Below are 19,305 nucleotides of genomic sequence, written 5' to 3' on the forward strand. Positions count from 1 at the left end.
CTGGAGTTGCATTCCGATAACCTTCTTCCTGTGTCATGAATGCCGAACCTTGCTTCAAGGCTCTTTCAGGGATTGGAAGGATGCGCAGGTTCGGGGGAACTGCAGGCGGTGTGGAGACCCGCACCCGCCCAGACAACGGTCACGTACATCCATACCGATGCACTGGGCTCGGTTGTGGCTGAGAGCAATGCCAGCGGCAAGGTGATCAAGCGAAATGACTACGAACGCTACGGCACCGTGGTAGGTGGTCAGGTCAAGGAAGGCTCTGGATACACCGGGCATGTGATCTACTCGGCCACTGGGCTGAGCTACATGCAGCAGCGGTACATGGATCCGCAGTTGGGTGTGTTCCTGTCGGTGGATCCGGTAACTGGGTACGACCAGCCGGTTGGGCAGTTCAATCGGTATCGGTATGCGAACGGCAATCCGTATCGCTTTACTGATCCGGATGGGCGACAAGCAGCAGAGCGTTTTGTCGAACAGCATCGTAAGGACATGGAGGCTGGCAATGGCGACGTGTACAAGCCGCTACAGCCCTTTGCGATTGCCGTAACAGGTGTAATGCTTGCCCCCGTGGCAGCTGAGGTGGGCATGGTAGCGCTAGCCAATCCTGCTGCTGTAGCTACCGCGACCAAAATCGGTGCTGGCGCTGCCGGAGTGACAGGGACCGGCGCAGTTGCTGGGAGGATAACGGGATACACCAAGCACGGTCTGAATCAGGCGATTTAACGTGATGGCGGCAGGGGGGTATCTCCGAAAGCAATTTTGTCGGCAGTTAGAGAGCCCTTAAAGGTAGCGGAGCAGGCCGGAGGCAAGATGGTATACCCGGGGAGGGATGCCAAGGTTGTTCTGAACGGTGATGGAAAAATGATAACTACAATTCCACGAAATAGTAATGGTGTGAGAGACCCAAAGGTGAAGTGAAATGAGTGGAAAGATGCCGTCGCATTTGCGCATGCTGCTTGTGGAGATTTGTGCCAAAAATGGCCGTGATCTCTCATTTGAGAAGCTGGAGGGCGACCAGTGTTTATTCGATGGCAATGATCGGGAGTGGTTGATTGATGTGCTTGTCCGAGAGCTCTCCGACACTGGCCTGAAATTGGACGATGAACCTAATGAGCGTGGGCTGGAAATCGAAGCGTTGATTGATTTTATTGGGCCGGACTCAGGCGCAGGTCTGATGAATCAGTGAGCTTAAACTCGTTGTTTGGAGTGGCAGAGCGCTGCGGACGATCCTCATCCAAGCACCGGCTCGTATCCCACCCTCCGTTGGCTCTATCGCCACTTGCGGATAGTCGGTCAATGTCATCCCCACTCACCAAGCTCATCGTTCTCACAGCTGAGCTCAAGGATCTCCCAGGCGAGCTCAGAGAGATGAAGGCAGTGGGTTATCACGCGTTTTCTGAAAGCGTAAAGTTTCAGTCTGCGTGTCAAGTGACTAGCCTTAAATGTGGCGATGGTCTCGCGCGCGAGATGTTGACGATGACCGGAGAATACAAGGGGAGTTAGGGCAGCTTGGAGTTCATCAAAAATGCAGATGATGCCATAAGACACCGGCTGTTCAAGCCCGAAAAGGAGTTGCGATCGTGGTTCAGTATGTATGGTCAGAACAAGTCGATTCGATATTGGGCGCAGGCGAATCTCTTGAAGTGCTGGGTGTGCGTAATTGGGCGCTTGATCAGGCTGGAGCGCTGGACGCACTGGAGAGGTTGCATCATGAGGGAATTGCGGTCGCCGGTGGTGACGTATACAGGCTTGAGAACGGTCGCCTTGAGCCGACGTACGACAATTGGTACTGCGACAGAAGCGATGACGAGTCGATAGATGAGTACATTGAGCGTAGCATCGATATTGCGAGGAGTTACATATCCGAATGCCCGAATTCGGACGGTGAAACTCTCTTCTCACTAGTACCTGTGGCTTGGTGACCAGAACCGTGGAGCTACAGGGTTAAAATTCTCGGAGTCAACGATCCGTATCCACACACCGCTACGCATCTCTAAAGCGCGGTCGGTAGGGGCTCGCAAAGCGATCTGCGTATAACGCGTGTTTGGCGATGTTTAATGCCGACCGGTGGGTTGGAGCCAGGCTTCTGCAAACAGCTGCTTGTCGCTTGGAACTCTCGCGCGAATCGGTCAGTCGGATTCGTAATGCGTAGGTCGTAGGTTCGATTCCTATTTCCGGCATCAGATACAGAAAAAGCCCCGGCCTTGGCCGGGCCTTTTTGTTTGTTGCGACACGGCCGTTGGTAGTGCCGGCCGCTGGCCGGCAACCTCAGCTCCGCTTGATGCTCCTTGGCTGATGTCGCCGCCACGACCCGATGCGGCTTCGCTGGCGCTTAGCGCCAAGAGCGCTGCTCCCGTCAGGATGGCGTGATTGGCCTCAATCGCACCGTTGGATTCCTGGCCGATCGTTCCTGTGCTATCAACACCACGCAAAGCGCCGGCCTTGGTCGGGGCTTTTTGTTTGGGCGGATGTTGGAGCTCGCACTCCTTCTCGAGGGCCAGCGCGACCGCTGAACGGAGGTGGATAGTCATTACTGTAAATGCGTAGGGCTTCCCAATCACGGGAGACAGGGTGGTTGAGTCCTTGACGAACTTCAGTACGAGTGACATGTGGCTGCTATCGGATTCGGATGTTCTGTCGGGAGCGAAGTCTCAGGCGATCCTGAGTATCCTTCGAGCGGATGGCGGACAGCCCGCTGGAGGTGTCCACAGCGGATCTGTGCGACGCCCTTGCTGACGCCCCGCAAGTTTGGGTGTTGGACATTCGGCTATCATCCGACCAGGAGGTTCAGCTCTACATTGAAGATGGTGAGGTTTTTGATGAGAATCTGGACAGGGCGGTCAGAATCAGAAGTATCGGTGAACAGAGAGATTCGGGAGTGAGCTGAAACGCAGAGGCCTGTCTCTTTCTGGCTGCATTCTCTGTTGTTCGAAATCGCAGCGAAGCGCAGCTTTCAGTTGCCTGAAGACGGCGTCGAACGCCTTGCTGAGCACGAGCGCGGGTTGCTGATCGATTTATTGTTGCAAGAGTTCTCGGCGACCGGCTTGGGATCTGACGATGAACCTAATCAACGAGGCGTCGGCATCGAAGAGATCATCGATGTCGTCGGCTCCATGGCCGATCAATCTCGTGCATCCAGCGACTGAGCAGTCGTTGATCTGGAGTCATAAGCGGCTGCTCGTAGGTTCGACTCCCGTTTCCGGCGCCAGTTGTACGAATAGCCCCGGCCTTGGTCGGTGTTTTTTGTTTGTGGGTCGCTTGGTGGTAGTGTCGACCGATGAAGCTCAGGTGCGATCGACACCCTCCGGACTGACATCGCCACCAATGCCCGAGCCGGCTTCGCTGGTGCTTAACGCCAAGGGCGTTGCTCACGTCAGGATGGAGTGGTTGGCCTTTATCGCCCCGCTGGATTCATGGAGGGTCATTCCTGTGCTACGAGTACGGAATCCTGTCCTTCGGCAAGAAGGCGACTTTGGATGAGGTCGCAGCTTTCGCGGATGCCAAGAAAATAGAAGTTCGTGTATGTGGCACAGATCGCGGTCTGAACGATGAGCAAGGGTGTTTGGATTGCCACAAAAAATTGAGTGGGAGAGATTGGCAATGAATGAGACATTCGTAGCTAAAGATGGCGAAAAAGAGGTTTCGGTGCCGCAAGCGTGGCGGCCCACGCTCACCGCTATCGTCGATGCCCTGATCCAAGGGGGTGAGCCATCGCTGCCGCGGGTAACCCTTCAGTCTCCGGATGTGTGGGTGAGCGCGCAAGACAACATTCGCGCGTATGGTGCACAACTGAGAAAGTTGCCAGAGGAATCTTGGAACTCCTCTGTCTGCATTTGGTACGGGGATTTTTGGGACGTTTTAGTCGATCTTTACACAGAGGAGGAGGGAAGAAGTGATCTGGTGCTTCAGGCTCACGTGTACGAAGTTGGCGATGGATATCGATACGAGGTGGTTTTGGTATACGTGCCTTAGAGCCTGTGGGTCTCGATCCTCATCCAAACACCGCCCCGCATCCTGTCCTAAGTCGGCTCTATCGCCACATATGGGTTGCCCGGCCAATGTCATCCGCCCTTACCAAACGCATCGTCCTTACGTCAGAGCCCCGACATCGCCCCTACGAGCTTAGGGATGCTCAGGTTCGCGGTTTGATTCTTCGCGTGCAGCCCTCAGGTCATAAAGCTTGGATCGTGACCTGGGCGCACGGTAAGCGTCGTACCTTGGGGTCGGTCGAGCATCTGTCACTTGATCAAGCCCGCGATCAAGCCCGGCAAGCAGTCGCGGGATACGTTCAATCCGGATTGCCGACTCTCGCAAAGTCCAAGCCCACGAGCTGCACGCTCGAGGCGCTCCTCAACGATCACTTCGAGCCATGGGCTATTGCTCAGCTCAAGGGTGGTCGTCAGTACCCGGACCGCATCCGATCAGTGTTCCCGTGGCTGCTGCGCCGCCAGATCATTGAGATTGACGTTCCGACGATGGAACGGTGGTGGCGTGGGCGTGTCGCTGGGCCGGATGCCGTAACCAAGGCTACGGCAGCGCGCGACTTCGCGTGGCTGCGGTCTGCATTGTCTCGCGCCGTTGAGTCGAAGCTGGTCGAAACCTATCCTTTGATGGGCATGCGCCAGCGATCAGCCGCGAGCCGCAAGGTCGTACGGTTCTTGTCTCCAGATGAGGAGGCAATGCTCTGAGCTGCACTCGCAGCGCGCGATCTGGCTGGCGTAGAGGGCAGGGCAAACGCCAATGCGGCCCGACGTAAGTACCGGCAAGTGGTTCTGCCCGATTTGCCGATGGATGGGTATGTCGATCACCTAACGCCCGTGGTTCTCACAGCCATGAATACCGGTATGAGACGGGGCGAGCTTCTGTCGATGACATGGGCCGACATCAACTGGGAAGCAAAGATGCTGACCATCCAGGCGGAGAACGCCAAGTCCAGCATGTGTAGCGTGCCGGGTCCAAGGAAGTGCTCGGGGCTGCCCTGTCGGCCATCTCGAGCAGCTATAGCGAGGAACTCTCTGGATTCAGCGTCTGTGTGTGGCCGCTGGATCGGTGATCTGTTGGGCAAGGAGATGGACGAGCTTTGCGCCTTGGGGAGAAGGTATTTGTTGGACGCGTGGTGTTGTGGCGTGTTGTTCTCACGCCCGTTCCCGTGTTCACTTCTTCAGGCAGCGCCCCCAAGAGAGAGAAGCCTGAATGTTCTGCAGCACGCTCCAACTTTTCACTACGTGCGAAGGTGCATCTCGTGTTGGCCGAGAGCGATGAAAACAAGACTTTTCTGACTTCTTTCGTCTAGACGCCGATGCTACTGTTGACGTAGGCGTCGTTGGGAAGGCGCAGGCGCCGAGATAAGTGCCGAAGCATCTAGAATGGTGGTGCGGAGATCGAGGTTGCGGGAGTATGTCGTGTATGAGAGGCTGCGTTGCAACTTGTCCAGCATGCCCGCCCGTTCGGTAATGGTGGGTGCGGCAAGCGAGCTGGCCCAGCGCGGATACTGAAGGGTGAGTCAGGGGAGAAGTATGGCGAAGGCTATTCTCGTAGTATTTCATCTACTTATTGCTGTTGTCTGCTTTGAAGTGCAGGCGAACGACGTAGTCAATAGGTGCCCTCCAGGAACATATCCTTATCTCGACCGTCCATGTGATCAGGGTCAGGCATATGTAGAGGTGCATCGAAATCACCGCGCATGGCTTAAGGCTCGCTCGGACTTTCATCCGCTTTATGTCGGTTTGCTTCCGGGCTACCCCGATTACTATGAATGGAAGTGCAGATCGGATCTCTTCCCTTGGATACCGGAGACCGGCTGTGGTGGGGCGTGGTTCAGGGAGCACAGTGCCTGCGCAGGGCGGCCTGGAATAGGCTTGCCTGGCATGACGATTGGACAGCACCATTGTGTACAAGGCTGCGAGTACAAGGTGACAGGAGCCTCAGAATCACAGCCGACGGGGGCCGTGTGTTTGCCGGACCCTTGCCCCGAAAGCGATACGTCCGGCTGCGGTAAGAGCGTTGCTCAACTCGAGCAGGCCGCCAAGCCATCATCCGATCCGCGCCATCTCTTTCACGCGCAGCAGACCTGCATTGCCAACAGATCCTGCAAGCTTCGCTGCGAGATGGATAACTGCCAATGGATGGATGAAGTAATTCCAGGATTCGTGGATCCATACCTGGGCGGCAGTGGACGTTGGCCCGCAGTCGAAGCGTCATGTAGCGATGTGAGCGCTCAGCTAGTGAGCATGCTGGGCGGAAAATGGATCTCAGATCGTGAGTGTTTCTCCACGATGGGTTGGTATCACGTGCAGGTAGATCTCCTGGGAGCGCTTCAAAGATCAGGCTGCGGTTCGCAGAAAGACTGGAAGCTGGTCGGTGACCAGATCGTTCCATGCCTGAAAGAAGGCCAGCCTGGTTATCCCCAAGCCTATTACACGATGGGCGGCATCTTCGTTCATGTGGCACGTGAAGCCGTGCGCGTGCAGTGCATGGCCAAGCGCTTCTTCCAAGGGTTGCCGATCGACATCAATACCGACATAGAGGGAAAAGTATGCAAAGCCGCCTATTGACTGCCGTGCTGCTTAGCGCATTGGCGTTCAGCGCAAGCGCACAGGATGACGGCCGCCCCACCTGGAGCCTTCAAGCCGCGATCGCTGGAGAGGATCTGATTGGGGAGTGGGAGCTCTCCCAGCTATCAAGCGGAGCAAGCCAGCAGGAGGTGCTCAGCGGTGCCTTGGTTTCCCAGGTCGGCGTTGCACAGGGGGCTGCGTTCCAGATCCAGGTCAAGTTGGTCGACCCATCTGGCGTCGTGACAGACGTCACAGGCTCGCCGAAGCTCATGTACCGCCCCAAAGCGTGTCTGACGGTTGCAGCAAACGGCAGCGCTACTGTCGCACAAGCGCCCGATTCTCTATGGCCCTGCGACAAGGGCGCTCCCATCCCATTGACAATCATTTATGCCGATCAGTCAGCAGGCGTGGCTGCAGTGAATATGTATCTGATGAAGGTGGATTGAGGCCGCAGGATGGTTCGCTCGGGGCGGAAGCGGCACGCCTTGTTCGTGACGGGATTGCCCGCTCCGCCCAGGACGGGCGGCGGGTGTTCCAAAGCGATGCGCGCAAGCGTGTCGGCCGCGAATTCGTGCACCGTGCAGCGAGCCTGATCGCGCAGCGTGAGTACAACGCTGCAGGCGCAACCATCACGTACCTGCATACCGATGCGCTGGGAAGCCCAGTAGCAATTACGAACCAGGCGGGGGGTGTCGTCGAGCGGACGCACTACGAGCCTTATGGCGCGCCGATCGGGAAGGTGGTGGACGGGCCGGGGTATACCGGGCACGTCATGGACGGGGCCACCGGGCTGAGCTACATGCAGCAGCGGTGTATGGACCCGCAGTTGGGTGTGTTCCTGTCGGTTGATCCGGTGACGGCATATAGCGATCCGGTGGCGCAGTTCAACCGGTACCGGTATGCGAATGGGAATCCGTACACATTCACGGATTCGGATGGGCGTCAGGCAATCCCGATGCCTGCCCCTTACATTTTTCCCATTCCGGTCCCCAGCCCTGGTGGAAACATCCAGCGCAATGAGGACACATCCGGTGGGAATCGCGAGAGCGGACCAAGTGGGAGGCCAGCATCGAGACCGACTGAACGTCCGGCAGGTAGGGATACGGTTCGTCGGGGCCGAGATGGGCAGCCTATTCCTGGAAGCAGGGGCGAATCGGGACGATCGCCATCGCCATTCATCCCGACTGATCCATACTCACCTGAAAGCACAAGTGGGCGGCAGTCTGAAACGAGAAGAAATGAAGGTGCTTCAAATAGTGATCCCGACTCGGTGATCCCTGACCGTGGGCCCGGAAGTGATCAAGGAGGGCATGCGAGCAGGGGAAGGACTCCACATGATTCCGGAGAAAGGTATGTCAACAGTAACGAAGAGCATTCTCGCCGACCCAAGGGAAACCCAACAGGGAGGTCTCGATGACTGATCGCAGATGGTCACTGCCCTCAAATCGAGGAATGGAGAGTCTCCAGTGTGAAGTTGTGGGCAGCACAGATCGCGAAATGGTCTGTCGCTTCACGCTGGTTGGCGAGTACTGGAATCGGGCGCCAGAGGCAGAGCGGGAGGCAACGGAGGATTTTCGCGTTGTGCTTCCGCAAGTCATCGTGGCGCGAGACGCATTGGGAGGGCTTAGGCAGTCTTTTGTGGACTGGCTTGAAGACAATGGATCATTCTCGTGCGCGCTGCAGCCTACTGATGGCGGGGGGCAGGTGCTTGAAGTCAGCTTGGGAGATGATCCGCGCTTTGTTCGGTCCACGCAAAAGGCAGTTTTTACCTTTAGCTATTTCTCTGGCCTGGTGATGACAACTAGTTTCAGCTTCATGGTCGACCAATCCTGTGTTCGTATGGCCATTGACGGACTAACTGACTGCCTCCGCAATAAGGTTAAGCATCTCCGTCCATGAGGCGGTCGACATGGTTGCGCGATGCAAGTGACTGGTTGGGAGAGGCAGATCGTAATGCGCAGGTCGTAGGTTCGATTCCTATTTCCGGCACCAAATACAGCAGAAAGCCCCGGCCTTGGTCGAGGCTGTTTGTTTGGGGGTCGCTCGAAGGTAGTGCCGGCCGCTGGCCGGCAAGCCCAGGTCCGTTCGACGCGCCCCGGACTGACATTGCCACCACGACCCGGTCTGGCTTCGTCGGCGCTTAGCGCCAAGAGCGTTGCTCATGTCAGGATGGCGTGGTTGGCCTCAATCGCCCCGTTGGATTCATGGCCGGCCATTCCTGTGCTATCAATACCCCGCCTCGCTTGAAGGGTCTTTCAGGGATCGGAAGGATGCGCAGGTTCGGGGGAGCTGCAGGCGGTGTGTCGACCCGCCTCAGGGGAGTTGAAGATCGAGTTTGGAAGCTGGGTGCGGTAGGCGCTTGGCTATGCTTCGTGCTGTTGCTGGGTCTGGCTGCTGTGCCGACCGCAAGCGCACAAACGGTCACCTACCTCCATACCGATGCCTTGGGCTCGGTAGTAGCCAAGAGCGATGCCAACGGCAACGTGGACGAGCGCATCACTTACGAGCCATATGGCGCTGTCGTAGGTGCGCCGGTTGCTGATGGCTCGGGGTATAAGGGGCATGTGAGTGACTCTGCCATTGGCCTGAGCTACATGCAGCAGCGGTACATGGATCCGCAATTGGGGATGTTCCTGTCCGTGGATCCGGTGACGGCGTATGAGCAGCCTGTGGGTCAGTTCAATCGGTATCGGTATGCGAACGGGTACCCGTACAAGTTCAAAGATCCTGATGGACGCATTGTCGAAACCGGATGGGACGTTGCGAACATTGCGATGGGCGCGACCAGTGCCTACTCGAACTTTAGCCAAGGTAATGTGGGGGCGGGTATTGTCGACTCAATCGGTGTGGCGATTGATGCTACGGCAGCTGCAGTGCCCTTTGTTCCCGGAGGCGCTGGCGCCGCGATCAAGGCGATCCGCACTACTGACAAGGCAGTAGATGCAGTGCGGTCTGGGCGAAATGCGAACAAGTTGCGACCGGACTCCAGCGCAGAGCGAGCGCATTCTGTTTTTAAGCGTGGTGAGGATGGCAATATTGGCAACACTGCAACTTAATGGCCGAATTCGAATAATCCATCCGGTTACCAAGAGGTGAAACGTGTTGATGTAACCGGTAAGGCCCACACCAATCCAGATGGAGCTACAATTGCAACGCCTCACGTAAAAGAGGCAGGGCAGGGTGTACGCCCGGCACTGCCAGAAGAACTGCCTAAGCTTAAATGAGATCATCTATGAACACCGCTATCTCGTTGTTGCAAAAATGGTATGCGCGGCACTGTGACGAAGATTGGGAGCATTCCTACGGTATCAAAATAGATACGCTGGATAATCCGGGGTGGATACTTGCCATCGACTTGGCTGATACGGAGTTCAGTGAAGTTTCACTGCCCCGGAATCGCATTGATCGTTCAGAAGTAGATTGGATCCAGTCTGAGATCTCGCAGCAGCGCTACATTGCTTGTGGAGGCGTCTTCAACTTAGAAGAGATGGTTGTTGAATTTCTCATTTTCGCTGGTGAGCGCGGAGTCGAGAATCTCTGCGCGTCTGCCTATGACGCTGAGTCGTAGATAGTCCTGCTCGATAGTTAGGATCGACTTTCACCCCTCTGCCGTGAGTACTAGATATGCTCATCACGGACGATCCGCATCCAAACACCGCCTCGCATCCTGTCCTAAGTTGGCTCTATCGCCACTTACGGACAACCCGCCCGATGTCAGCTGCCCTCACCAAGCGCATCGTTGTCTCAGCTGAGCCCCGAGATCGCCCCTATGAGCTCAGGGACGCTCAGGTTCGCGGCCTGATCTTGCGAGTGCAGCCCTCGGGTCATAAAGCATGGATCGTCACTTGGGCGCATGGTAAGCGTCGTACCTTGGGCTGTTGCCGAGCTCAAGGCTGGTCGTCAGTATCCGGATCGCATTCTGCAGCTCGCGCGAGCTGTGAAGTGGGCTGTCTAGACTGACGGGCCAGAGCAGGGCGCGCGATCTGGAAGGTTGCTAATCACGCGCAGGATTTGGTTATCGAAGGTCAGCACTCCTTTCACGCAGAGTCCGTCACCGGCTGCGCCATTCTGACCCGGTTCCGTCCGCCCGCTTTCGCCTCATACAGCGCCTCGTCGGCGCGCCCGATCAGTTCCTCAAGCAGTGTCTGATCGCACCCGGGCAGCGCGTCACCGATGGCACCGCCGACGCTGATGGATACCGCAATCCGCTCGCCACCGACGCTGATCGGTTCGGCGGCAATCGCACGGCGCAGGCGCTCGGCGGTGATGTGGACCTCGTCGTTGGTGGGGGCGGCGAGCAGGGCGATGAATTCCTCACCGCCGAAGCGGGCGAGCAGGTCGCGGTCGCGCAGCGCTTCCCGGCAGCGCTTTGCGACAACCTTGAGCACTTCGTCGCCGATCGGATGGCCGTAGGTGTCGTTGATCTTCTTGAACGCGAGTACGTCCATCTGGCCGGCAGCCTGATCGCTCGCCGGGACTACGCAGGTGCGGACGCCAAGATCACCTACCTGCACACCGATGCGCTGGGTAGCCCGGTTGCCAGTACTGATGCTTCCGGTAACGTGATCGAGCGTACTCATTACGAGCCGTATGGCGAGCCCATCGGCAAGGTGGTGGATGGCCCTGGCTACACCGGGCATGTGATGGATGGTGAGACCGGGCTGGTGCAGATGCAGCAGCGGTACATGGATCCGCAGTTGGGTGTGTTCCTGTCGGTGGACCCTCTGGTAGTCGATACGAAGTCTGGCGCGAAGTTCAATAGATACGCATATGCGTTGAACAATCCGTACAAATTCACCGATCCGGACGGTCGTGATGAAGAGTGGTTCTCAAACGTTGATCAGATGGGGAACCCAGGCTTCGGGAACGAGCTCGGTGACGACGCTTTCCACTACAATGGCAAGGCCCTCGTAGCTGTAGGCATAAGTGGCGCAACTCTACCGGGAATTCTACGATCGATTGCTGCCCCCTTTGCCAAGGCTGCGGTATCGGAGATGCGAGGTCGAACCGTTGCCGGGGTGAAGGTTGGAGATAGGCCTGCTGACACCAGGGCGGCGCTGGAGGATGCTGGGTACACGGGAACGCGGATATCGAACGACGCTGGCACGGAATCGGGAACGCTTCACAATGTGCCGTCTATGAAGATGGACGTTAGAGTCATGGACGGAGGACCAAAGCATCCACCCAGAGTATCGGTCACGCGAGAAGGTAACCCGCGTCAGCCCGTAAATCCTGAGAATGGTAAGAACTTTGGCAATATTCCCAAGGGCGAGCAGCGCACGGGAAGTCATATCTACTATCGAGATAGATCGAGATGACGCGAATCGAAAGGATGGAAGTTGATGTGGCGGCTGCGCTCTCGAGCTTGGAGGGGATGCTGCTTGGTTCATATCTTGATTCATTCAACGTAAGTAGCCTTCAGGTAACGTTGAGGCTAATCAATGCATCGGCGTGCCCTGATAAATCGTTGTACGTGGATCTGAGCTTCTCATGTGCGGCCACTCTCCGTGATGGCGTCACATCTCCCGGCAATGTCGGGAATGTTGATTTCTTTGTGGGTAGGGCGGTATTACTCCCCGAGGTCTATGGAAAGATTGGCGTTGAAGTCTCCCGTGTTGAGCTCGATTCCGAGGGGCGGCTTGCTCTATCTATGGGTGACTCAGTCATTGAACTGGTTGCTACGGACGAGGATGTGGGGATTGAGGATTCTGTCTGGCAAGTTGTGATGGAGCGTCCGACCGGCTCTGGACCATGTTTAGGCGGCTCTCTTTCCTGTGTTTCAATGGGAAATGCGGTCATATTCATGTTGGGCGCTGAGCGGTAGTCATCATTGTCTGTGACACGGCAACGAAGCATCAGCGGTGGACGTTGCTAGTTGCAGCAGAGTCGGACGGCTAGCCTTGCTTGCCTTGTGGAAGGTTATCTCCAGAAGGACCTGCTTGCGGACGATCCGCATCCAGACACCGTCTCGCATCCTGTCCTAAGTTGGCCTTATCGCCACTGATGGATAGGTTGCCTAATGTCATCCGCCCTCACCAAACGCATTGTTGTCACAGCTGAGCCCCGAGATCGCCCCTGCGAGCTCAGGGACGCCCAGGTTCGCGGCCTGATTCTTCGTATGCAGCCTTCAGGGCACAAAGCTTGGATCATCACCTGGGCGCACGGTATGCGTCGTACCTTAGGTTCGGTCGAACATCTGACACTTGATGGACCGGCCAGGATTTCGTAGACATCTCAGAGCCATAATCAATGGAAGCGAGAGAGGTGTCTATGGCGAGCAAGCAGTACACGGATGAGTTCAAGGCCGAAGCGGTCAAGCAGGTCACCGAAAGGGGCTTCGCTGTAGCCGAGGTTGCCAAGCGGCTGGGGGTCTCATCCCACAGCCTTTACCAATGGCTCCGCAAGGCCAAGAGCGAGGCCTTGGGGGGCACGCCTGAGGGGTCGATGTTGCCGACGCCCAAGGACTCAGCCGAGGTGCGGCGCCTGAAGGCCGAGGTGAAACGCCTGACTGAGGAGCGCGACATCCTAAAAAAAGCTGCGGCGTACTTCGCCAAGGGGTGACGGCGAAGGACGCTTTCATGCGTGAGCACTTGGGCGAGTTCAGGCTGACGTCCATGTGTCGAATGCTTGGGGTTAACCGCAGTGGCTACTACGCATGGGCGGGTAATTCGGGCAGGCCGCGTCGTCGTGAGGATGATCGTTTGCGCGGCCTTATCAAGCACGCCTGGCTGGCAAGCGGAACGGTATACGGCTACCGCAAGATCACCCGGGAACTTCGTGAGGCCGGTGAACGTTGCAGCCGCCATCGTGTTCGACGTCTGATGAAGGCAGAGGGCATAAGGGCAGAAATTGGCTACGGCACCAAGCCACGCCATCGAGGCGGCCCGCCTGGGATGGTTGAAAACGTCGTCAATCGCGACTTCTCGCCCGCTGCACCAAACAAGGTATGGGTCACCGACATCACGTACATCCGAACCTACGAAGGCTGGATTTTCCTGGCAGTGATCGTCGACCTTTACTCACGGCAAGTGGTTGGCTGGGCGATGCAGTCCCAGATGACCACCGACCTTGTGCTACAGGCACTGGTATCGGCGGTGTGGAAGCGTAAGCCTGCTGCTGGCTTGATCATCCACTCTGACCAAGGCAGCCAGTTCACGAGCAGCGACTGGCTATCGTTGCTGAAGCAGCATGGCATGGTTCCAAGCATGAGCCGACGCGGAAACTGCCATGACAACGCGGTGGCTGAGAGCTTTTTCAGTGCACTGAAGAAGGAGCGAATCAAGCGGCGGATCTACCCGACCCGGGACGAGGCACGCTCGGATGTATTCAATTACATCGAGATGTTCTACAACCCAATTCGCCGCCATGGTTTCGCTGGCAACCTGGCCCCTGTAGAGTTTGAACGGCGCTACGCGCAAAGCGGCTCATGAATGTCTACGGAAGTCTGGCCGGTCCAGAATGCGTTCCTGGCGGGCGAAATCACGAAAGAGGAAATAGCTGATTGGGCCGAGTTCCATGACGCGAACGACGGAGTGGAGTTTGAGGCCAATGAAGCGATCCCAGATGTGATCTTTGCCATATCAAGCCCTGAGATAAATGGTTGGCTTGACAATGCAATGGCTAGGCAGTTCTTATCCGATTTGAATGCTTTGCGTAGTCCATGAGCTGGCACGTCATCGAGTTGGCGGGCTCACCTGAGCGTTCCGGTGAACGGAAGTGTGAGACGGCACGGGCTGAAGCTGCCCGATGTGCGCGCCCATTTCGGCGAATCCTGACCGCGGCTCAGGAAATGATCAGGCCATTTTGATCGAATGCGTAGCGGCGATCACTACAACCAACGGAGCAGGGCGCCATCGACATCGTCATCGCCGTTCTCAGCAATGGGTTGCTTGGGGCTGGCACGGCTCCGGCTCCCGACCTCATCTGCCAATACTGGGCAGGCGAGCTTGATGTGCCAACGCCCATTGAGTCGGATATGGACGCGTATCTGGTTCATGGTGACAGGGACGCCCTGGTCAGGGCAGGCCGTTGGGTGGTTGACCACTACACGCTCGCCGGGTGTCAGCCCGACCTCCACCTGGCGCTTGTCCAGTGGTTTCTTGACCGTGGATACCTTGATCCAGTGGCTGCATTGCATCGGGTTGCAATCCATGCGGGGGCCGGTGGGACCCTGACGATGCAGGCAGTGGATATGGCCTTGATCGCCCGGGAGATGATTGACGAAGGTCTCTTGGCGGACGGTATCGCGATCGTGTTGCCGATGCTGCGGGACTACGTGCTGAGCACGCCCATCACCGGGCACGGCCGCAGGTCAAGCAGATAGCTCAGACACGTTCGGACAACTATTGGAAGCAACCGCATCTCGGAAGGGAAATGAAAGGCGGATACTACGAAGAAGCTCTTTCAATAAAGAACAATGAGGATGCCGCTGAAAAGGCCCACCCCTGTTGGTAGCGGCGATGGAGGCTGGGGACTACAGGGCGCACTATGCCCTGGGTACCTGTTGTCAGGGTACTTGTGTCGAGGGCTGGCGTAAGAAGGCGGCCAAGATCTTCAGCCCGATATAGAGAGCGTTATCTACAACTATCGTCAAGCTTCGTTGATGGCGCCAGATCCAATACCGTTCTGTTACCCGGCTCGCGCGAGCATAAAGAAGGGGGACGGGAGCGGGTACCAGGATGCGTTTGGGTACCTGCAGGAGGCGGCCCGAAGTGGTTTGACGCCAGAGGTTGTTCTTGGGTGGGCGCACTACCATCGCACCAGGCCGGATGTGGATCTGGATGCGGCAAAGAAGTTCTATCTGCGTGCAGCAGCTGGCGGAAGGTTCAGGGGGTTCTTTGGCTACTCGGAAGTAGCAAGGGAGCTTGGGCAGAATGGTCGCGCATTCGTCGCGGACTGCATTCGTATCACGCTTGGTCCGTTCATGGCCTTATTGCTTGGCAAGCGCGCACAAAACAGATTTTGAACGCGCGGCCGGCATTCGTGCGGGCGAGCATTGGAGTCGTCCTAGGGCTGGATGATTGGCGTGCGGTGATGCCGCGCTCACCAGCGTGTGCCTAGTCCGTCACCGGCTCCGCCATCCTGACCTGGTTCCGTCCGCCCGCTTTCGCCTCATACAGCGCCTCGTCGGCGCGCCCGATCAGTTCCTCAAGCAATGTCTGATCGCACCCGGGCAGCGCGTCACCGATGGCGCCGCCGACGCTGATGGATACCGCAATCCGTTCGCCACCGACGCTGATCGGTTCGGCGGCAATCGCACGGCGCAGGCGCTCGGCGGTGATGTGCACCTCGTCGTTGGCGGGCGCGGCCAGCAGGGCGATGAACTCCTCTCCGCCAAAGCGGGCGAGCAGGTCGCGGTCGCGCAGCGCGTCCCGGCAGCGCTTTGCGACGACCTTCAGCACTTCGTCGCCGACCGGATGGCCGTAGGTGTCGTTGATCTTCTTGAAATGGTCCACGTCGAGCATGAGCACGGCGACGGCACGCCCCTGGGCCTCGCGGGCCGCGATGATCTGTGCCGAGCGCTCCTCGAAATGACGACGATTGGGAATGCCGGTGAGTGGGTCGGACGCCGCGAGGCGGCGCAGCTCGGCCGCCATCAGCAGGTCGGCGGTGACGTCCTCGAACAGCCAGATGCGCCCGTGCTCGCCATTGCCGCGCACCGGGTGGGTATCCACTTCGTAGGTGCGCTCGCCGAGCGTCCAGTTGAGTTTCGCAGCGAAGTTCATGTCCCCGATCTGGGTAGCGTAGGCCTGCTCCAGTTCGGCATGGTTGTCGCAGCGCTGCCGCAGTGCCCGCATCGGGCCGGCGAGGTCGGCGGCGCGGTGGTTGCCGGGAGTGCTGCCCAGCAGGTCCGCCGCGCGCTCGTTGACCACGGCACTCTGGCCGTCGCCGTCGATCAGGACGATGCCTGCGGGCACGCTCTCCACGAGGTCGATGAACTGGTTGCGCACGATGGACTCACGCACCGCCTCGCGCCGTGCCGACAGAAGCCGGGCGACGCTGCCTGCCAGCAGCGGGATCTGCGCCGTGAGGGGCGGCGCATGGCGCCGCCACAGCAGGAGCAGGCCGCTGAGTGGCGCCCCGTGGGAGGCCGCAGGGACGAACAGGAGGTGTGCGGCGGGGCCGCCGAGGGCATGCATGAAGGCGCTGGGCAGCCGGAAGCCGCTCGCCTCCATCGCCTGGCCGTCCCATGCGTGGTCAAACACGCCGCTACGGGCCATGTTGAAGCCGGCCGCGGGCACGGTGGGGGACGCGGTGGCCCAGCTGGCGCGCCCGTCTGCCTGGATCTCGATCGCCATGACCAGGTCCGCCTGGGTCGTGAGGCGGACGAAGTCGCACAGTGCGGCCAGTGCCTGGCTGTCGGTCGTGGTCAACGCGCTGCCCCACCCAGACGATGCGCCAGGATGCGGACGACTTCCTGCGGCGCCGTCATGTGCGGCAGGTGGCCCGACGCGTCGATCACGTCCAGGGTCGCGCCGTCGATGGCCTTCTCCAGCCACTGTCCGACGGCCACGGGCACGGCCATGTCGTGGGCGGTCTGGATCAGGTGGACCGGCGTGGAGACCTGCGGTGCCAGCGACCGCAGGTCGGAGGTGAAGATTGTCCGCGAGGTGCTGAGTGCGATATCCGGGCGCATCTGGAACAGGGTGTTGGAGAAGTCGGCGATGACCGCGCTGTCGTCCACACCGACCACCATCGGCGCGAAACCTGCCACCCAGGCCTGGTAGTTGGCGCGCATGCTCTCGAACAGATGTTCCAGGTCATCCGGCTGGAAGCCGCCGGTGTAGCCGTCGTCGTCGAGATAGCGGGGCGAGGCGCCGATGATGACCATGCGCTCGAACAGATCCGGTCGCGCCACCGAGGCGGCTGCGCCGATCATGCCGCTCATCGAGTGCCCGATGTAGGTGCAGTTGGGCAGGTCGAGCTCGTCCATGATGTCGAGCAGGTCGTCGGCGTAGCCGAACAGCGAGCCATGTCGCTCGGGATCGTAGACGTCGGCGCCGCGTGGACCGCACCCGGCCAGGTCGAAGGACACCACGTCGTACCGCTCCTCCAGCCAGGGCCGCAGCGCGGTCCAGGCGGTCTGGTCGGTGCCGAATCCATGCGAGAGGATGACGACGTCTTTACCGTTGCCGCTGCGGCGGCCGTTGAAGCTGCTGAAGCTGTTCAAGCACATCTGCCCATCGCGTCGCACAAGTGCCCGATGGTAGGGGAGAGGTGGGGGCGGGGTCTATCGCATGGCGCTGACCGGCCTATAATCCCCTCACATATTCCGCAGATCCAAGAGCACGGAGGCTCGACGCCATGTCCATTGCCGCAATTCCCGACGTTTCGCTGGTCGACAACAGTGAGCAGCGCACCCCGCTGATCCTGGTACTGGACTGCTCCGGCAGCATGGGCGGCGGTCCGATCGAGCAGCTGAACGCGGGCTTGAAGCTGCTCGAGCAGGAGTTGAAGGCCGATGTGATCGCGGCCAAGCGCGTGCGCGTGCTGCTGGTGGAGTACGGCGGCATGGACAACGCCGCAGTCAGTGGCGACTGGTGCGACGCGATGGATTTCGCTGCGCCGCAGCTTGTGGCCAATGGCACCACGCCGACCGGCGCTGCCGTGGAGCTGGCGCTGCAGGAGATCGAGGACGAGAAGTCCCGCTTCCGCCAGGCGGGCGTGGCATACACGCGGCCGTGGCTGTTCCTGATGTCCGATGGCCAGCCCACCGACGCGTGGGAAGAGGTGGCCGCGCAGTGCCGCGATGCCGAGCAGCAGAACAAGGTGGCGGTGTTCCCCATTGCCGTGGGTGACGCCGATATGGGGGTGCTCGGCCAGTTCAGCCGCAATGGCGAGCGCGGCGTGAAGCGCCTGCAGGGGCTGCAGTTCAAGGAACTGTTCCTGTGGCTCAGCGCGAGCATGCGCGTGGTGTCCAACTCGACGCCCGGCGGCCAGGTGCAGCTGCCGGCGACGGACAGCTGGTCGCAAGTACCGGTCTGACCATGTCCTGGCGCGTGATGGCCGCATCGGCCACGGGGCGTTCCCATCTCGATCGCGGGCAACCCTGCCAGGATGCCTTCGCATCGGCATGCGTGCGCGGGATGGTGGTGGCGGTAGTCTGCGATGGCGCGGGCTCGGCGGCGCACAGCGACGTCGGCGCGCGGCATTTTTCCGCCCGCGTGGTCGAGGCGGTGTGCCGGGCGCCGACGCTGGGCGATGAACCGCTGGCGATGACGGTGGATGTGCTGCGGGCGATGCTGGAAGCCGCTGTGGACGACGCGCGCGAACAGTTGGCGGCAGTGGCGGCGGCGCAGCGGCTGACGCTCTCCGACCACGCCTGCACGCTGGTGGGGGCCATCGCCACTGCGCGCGGCGGCTGGTTCTTCCACGTCGGCGATGGCGTGGCGGCCTGCGCCTTCAATGGCGGCATGGCCGATGCGGTCTCGCTGCCGGCCAATGGCGAATACGCCAATGAGACCTGGTTCGTGACCGGTGCGAACTGGCGCGAGCAGTTGCGGCTGACCCGCTTCGAGGGCGATGTGCAGGCGCTGGTGCTGATGTCCGACGGCGTGCAGCCGTTTGCGATGACGCGCGCAGGGGACAGCCTGTTCCCGCCCTTCATTGCGCCGGTACTCCGCTATCTCGCCGGCGTGGACAGCGAACACGGCAGCGACGCGTTGCACGCGACGCTGGCGGACCCGCGGACCGACCAGATCACCGGCGACGACAAGACGTTGCTCGTGGCGCTGCCGGCCTGAGC

At 59.3% G+C, this 19,305-nt stretch carries 23 protein-coding genes; 19 read left to right on the plus strand and 4 right to left on the minus strand.

Going from position 1 to position 19,305, the window contains the following annotated elements:
• Window positions 1-39: 39 nt before the first annotated feature.
• From ACLB90_RS15540 to imm40, 3 genes are all read left to right on the plus strand, one after another.
• Window positions 40-729: an RHS repeat-associated core domain-containing protein gene (locus ACLB90_RS15540; RefSeq protein WP_411850305.1), complete on the plus strand. Its 690-nt coding sequence runs from the start codon at window positions 40-42 to the stop codon at window positions 727-729.
• A 196-nt stretch (window positions 730-925) separates the two neighbouring features.
• Window positions 926-1,192, plus strand: a complete 267-nt coding sequence (locus tag ACLB90_RS15545) for a hypothetical protein (RefSeq protein WP_411850306.1) — start codon at window positions 926-928, stop codon at window positions 1,190-1,192.
• 394 nt (window positions 1,193-1,586) lie between these two features.
• Window positions 1,587-1,928, plus strand: coding sequence for an Imm40 family immunity protein (gene imm40 / locus ACLB90_RS15550; protein ID WP_411850307.1), 342 nt, complete (start codon window positions 1,587-1,589; stop codon window positions 1,926-1,928).
• A 258-nt stretch (window positions 1,929-2,186) separates the two neighbouring features.
• On the opposite strand, the gene ACLB90_RS15555 is transcribed toward imm40, so the two are convergent.
• Window positions 2,187-2,615, minus strand: a complete 429-nt coding sequence (locus tag ACLB90_RS15555) for a hypothetical protein (RefSeq protein ID WP_411850308.1) — start codon at window positions 2,613-2,615, stop codon at window positions 2,187-2,189.
• A 315-nt stretch (window positions 2,616-2,930) separates the two neighbouring features.
• On the opposite strand from ACLB90_RS15555, the gene ACLB90_RS15560 reads away from it, so the two are divergent.
• The 9 genes from ACLB90_RS15560 to ACLB90_RS15600 all read left to right on the plus strand — a co-directional run bounded on the left by ACLB90_RS15560 (window position 2,931) and on the right by ACLB90_RS15600 (window position 10,128).
• Window positions 2,931-3,152 (plus strand): hypothetical protein, encoded by a 222-nt coding sequence (locus ACLB90_RS15560; RefSeq protein ID WP_411850309.1) that lies wholly within the window; start codon window positions 2,931-2,933, stop codon window positions 3,150-3,152.
• 454 nt (window positions 3,153-3,606) lie between these two features.
• The gene (locus tag ACLB90_RS15565) at window positions 3,607-3,978 is read left to right on the plus strand and encodes a hypothetical protein (protein ID WP_411850310.1); all 372 of its coding nucleotides are present in this window, start codon (window positions 3,607-3,609) and stop codon (window positions 3,976-3,978) included.
• Between the two features lie 86 nt (window positions 3,979-4,064).
• On the plus strand, window positions 4,065-4,694 hold the full coding sequence (locus ACLB90_RS15570; protein WP_411850311.1) for an Arm DNA-binding domain-containing protein: 630 nt from the start codon (window positions 4,065-4,067) through the stop codon (window positions 4,692-4,694).
• Between the two features lie 1,179 nt (window positions 4,695-5,873).
• Entirely contained in the window at window positions 5,874-6,560 is a 687-nt protein-coding gene (locus ACLB90_RS15575; RefSeq protein ID WP_411850312.1) for a hypothetical protein, read from the plus strand.
• Window positions 6,557-7,006 carry a hypothetical protein gene (locus tag ACLB90_RS15580; RefSeq protein ID WP_411850313.1) on the plus strand — a complete coding sequence of 150 codons (450 nt, stop codon included), beginning with the start codon at window positions 6,557-6,559 and terminating at the stop codon, window positions 7,004-7,006. The genes ACLB90_RS15575 and ACLB90_RS15580 overlap by 4 nt, the downstream gene beginning before the upstream one ends.
• Window positions 6,904-7,977: an RHS repeat-associated core domain-containing protein gene (locus tag ACLB90_RS15585; protein ID WP_411850314.1), complete on the plus strand. Its 1,074-nt coding sequence runs from the start codon at window positions 6,904-6,906 to the stop codon at window positions 7,975-7,977. The genes ACLB90_RS15580 and ACLB90_RS15585 overlap by 103 nt, the downstream gene beginning before the upstream one ends.
• Complete coding sequence (locus tag ACLB90_RS15590; protein ID WP_411850315.1) at window positions 7,974-8,459, plus strand: hypothetical protein; 486 nt, start codon at window positions 7,974-7,976, stop codon at window positions 8,457-8,459. The genes ACLB90_RS15585 and ACLB90_RS15590 overlap by 4 nt, the downstream gene beginning before the upstream one ends.
• Before the next feature lie 473 nt (window positions 8,460-8,932).
• Window positions 8,933-9,616 (plus strand): RHS repeat-associated core domain-containing protein, encoded by a 684-nt coding sequence (locus ACLB90_RS15595; RefSeq protein WP_411850316.1) that lies wholly within the window; start codon window positions 8,933-8,935, stop codon window positions 9,614-9,616.
• A gap of 176 nt (window positions 9,617-9,792) precedes the next feature.
• Entirely contained in the window at window positions 9,793-10,128 is a 336-nt protein-coding gene (locus ACLB90_RS15600) for an immunity 53 family protein (RefSeq protein WP_411850317.1), read from the plus strand.
• 469 nt (window positions 10,129-10,597) lie between these two features.
• Here the strand turns inward: ACLB90_RS15600 and ACLB90_RS15605 are convergent, their stop codons facing one another.
• Entirely contained in the window at window positions 10,598-11,008 is a 411-nt protein-coding gene (locus tag ACLB90_RS15605) for a GGDEF domain-containing protein (protein ID WP_411850318.1), read from the minus strand.
• Here ACLB90_RS15605 and ACLB90_RS15610 point away from each other — a divergent pair.
• The 5 genes from ACLB90_RS15610 (at window position 10,964) to ACLB90_RS15630 (ending at window position 14,883) form a co-directional block, all read left to right on the plus strand.
• The gene (locus tag ACLB90_RS15610; RefSeq protein ID WP_411850319.1) at window positions 10,964-11,878 is read left to right on the plus strand and encodes an RHS repeat-associated core domain-containing protein; all 915 of its coding nucleotides are present in this window, start codon (window positions 10,964-10,966) and stop codon (window positions 11,876-11,878) included. The two genes, ACLB90_RS15605 and ACLB90_RS15610, sit on opposite strands and share 45 nt — an antisense overlap.
• Window positions 11,875-12,384 carry a hypothetical protein gene (locus tag ACLB90_RS15615; RefSeq protein WP_411850320.1) on the plus strand — a complete coding sequence of 170 codons (510 nt, stop codon included), beginning with the start codon at window positions 11,875-11,877 and terminating at the stop codon, window positions 12,382-12,384. The genes ACLB90_RS15610 and ACLB90_RS15615 overlap by 4 nt, the downstream gene beginning before the upstream one ends.
• 446 nt (window positions 12,385-12,830) lie before the next feature.
• Window positions 12,831-13,990 (plus strand): IS3 family transposase gene (locus ACLB90_RS15620; protein ID WP_411850321.1). Its coding sequence is split into 2 segments (ribosomal slippage): window positions 12,831-13,098 and window positions 13,098-13,990, totalling 1,161 coding nucleotides; the frame shifts between segments, so codons are not numbered across the junction.
• Window positions 13,991-14,224 carry a hypothetical protein gene (locus ACLB90_RS15625; protein ID WP_411850322.1) on the plus strand — a complete coding sequence of 78 codons (234 nt, stop codon included), beginning with the start codon at window positions 13,991-13,993 and terminating at the stop codon, window positions 14,222-14,224.
• 311 nt (window positions 14,225-14,535) lie between these two features.
• Window positions 14,536-14,883: a hypothetical protein gene (locus ACLB90_RS15630; RefSeq protein WP_411850323.1), complete on the plus strand. Its 348-nt coding sequence runs from the start codon at window positions 14,536-14,538 to the stop codon at window positions 14,881-14,883.
• 733 nt (window positions 14,884-15,616) lie between these two features.
• On the opposite strand, the gene ACLB90_RS15635 is transcribed toward ACLB90_RS15630, so the two are convergent.
• Both ACLB90_RS15635 and ACLB90_RS15640 read right to left on the minus strand, forming a co-directional pair.
• Window positions 15,617-16,933, minus strand: a complete 1,317-nt coding sequence (locus tag ACLB90_RS15635) for a diguanylate cyclase (protein WP_411850324.1) — start codon at window positions 16,931-16,933, stop codon at window positions 15,617-15,619.
• Entirely contained in the window at window positions 16,930-17,736 is an 807-nt protein-coding gene (locus tag ACLB90_RS15640; RefSeq protein ID WP_411850325.1) for an alpha/beta fold hydrolase, read from the minus strand. Before ACLB90_RS15640 ends, ACLB90_RS15635 begins: the two co-directional genes overlap by 4 nt.
• A 128-nt stretch (window positions 17,737-17,864) precedes the next feature.
• Between ACLB90_RS15640 and ACLB90_RS15645 the strand changes: the two genes are divergently transcribed.
• Both ACLB90_RS15645 and ACLB90_RS15650 read left to right on the plus strand, forming a co-directional pair.
• Window positions 17,865-18,545, plus strand: a complete 681-nt coding sequence (locus ACLB90_RS15645) for a vWA domain-containing protein (protein ID WP_411850326.1) — start codon at window positions 17,865-17,867, stop codon at window positions 18,543-18,545.
• Window positions 18,546-18,547: 2 nt separating this feature from the next.
• Window positions 18,548-19,303: a PP2C family serine/threonine-protein phosphatase gene (locus ACLB90_RS15650; RefSeq protein ID WP_411850327.1), complete on the plus strand. Its 756-nt coding sequence runs from the start codon at window positions 18,548-18,550 to the stop codon at window positions 19,301-19,303.
• The last annotated feature ends 2 nt before the right edge of the window (window positions 19,304-19,305 follow it).

It is taken from the genome of Stenotrophomonas sp. LGBM10 (genome assembly GCF_046736075.1).
Classification (GTDB): Bacteria; Pseudomonadota; Gammaproteobacteria; order Xanthomonadales; family Xanthomonadaceae; genus Stenotrophomonas.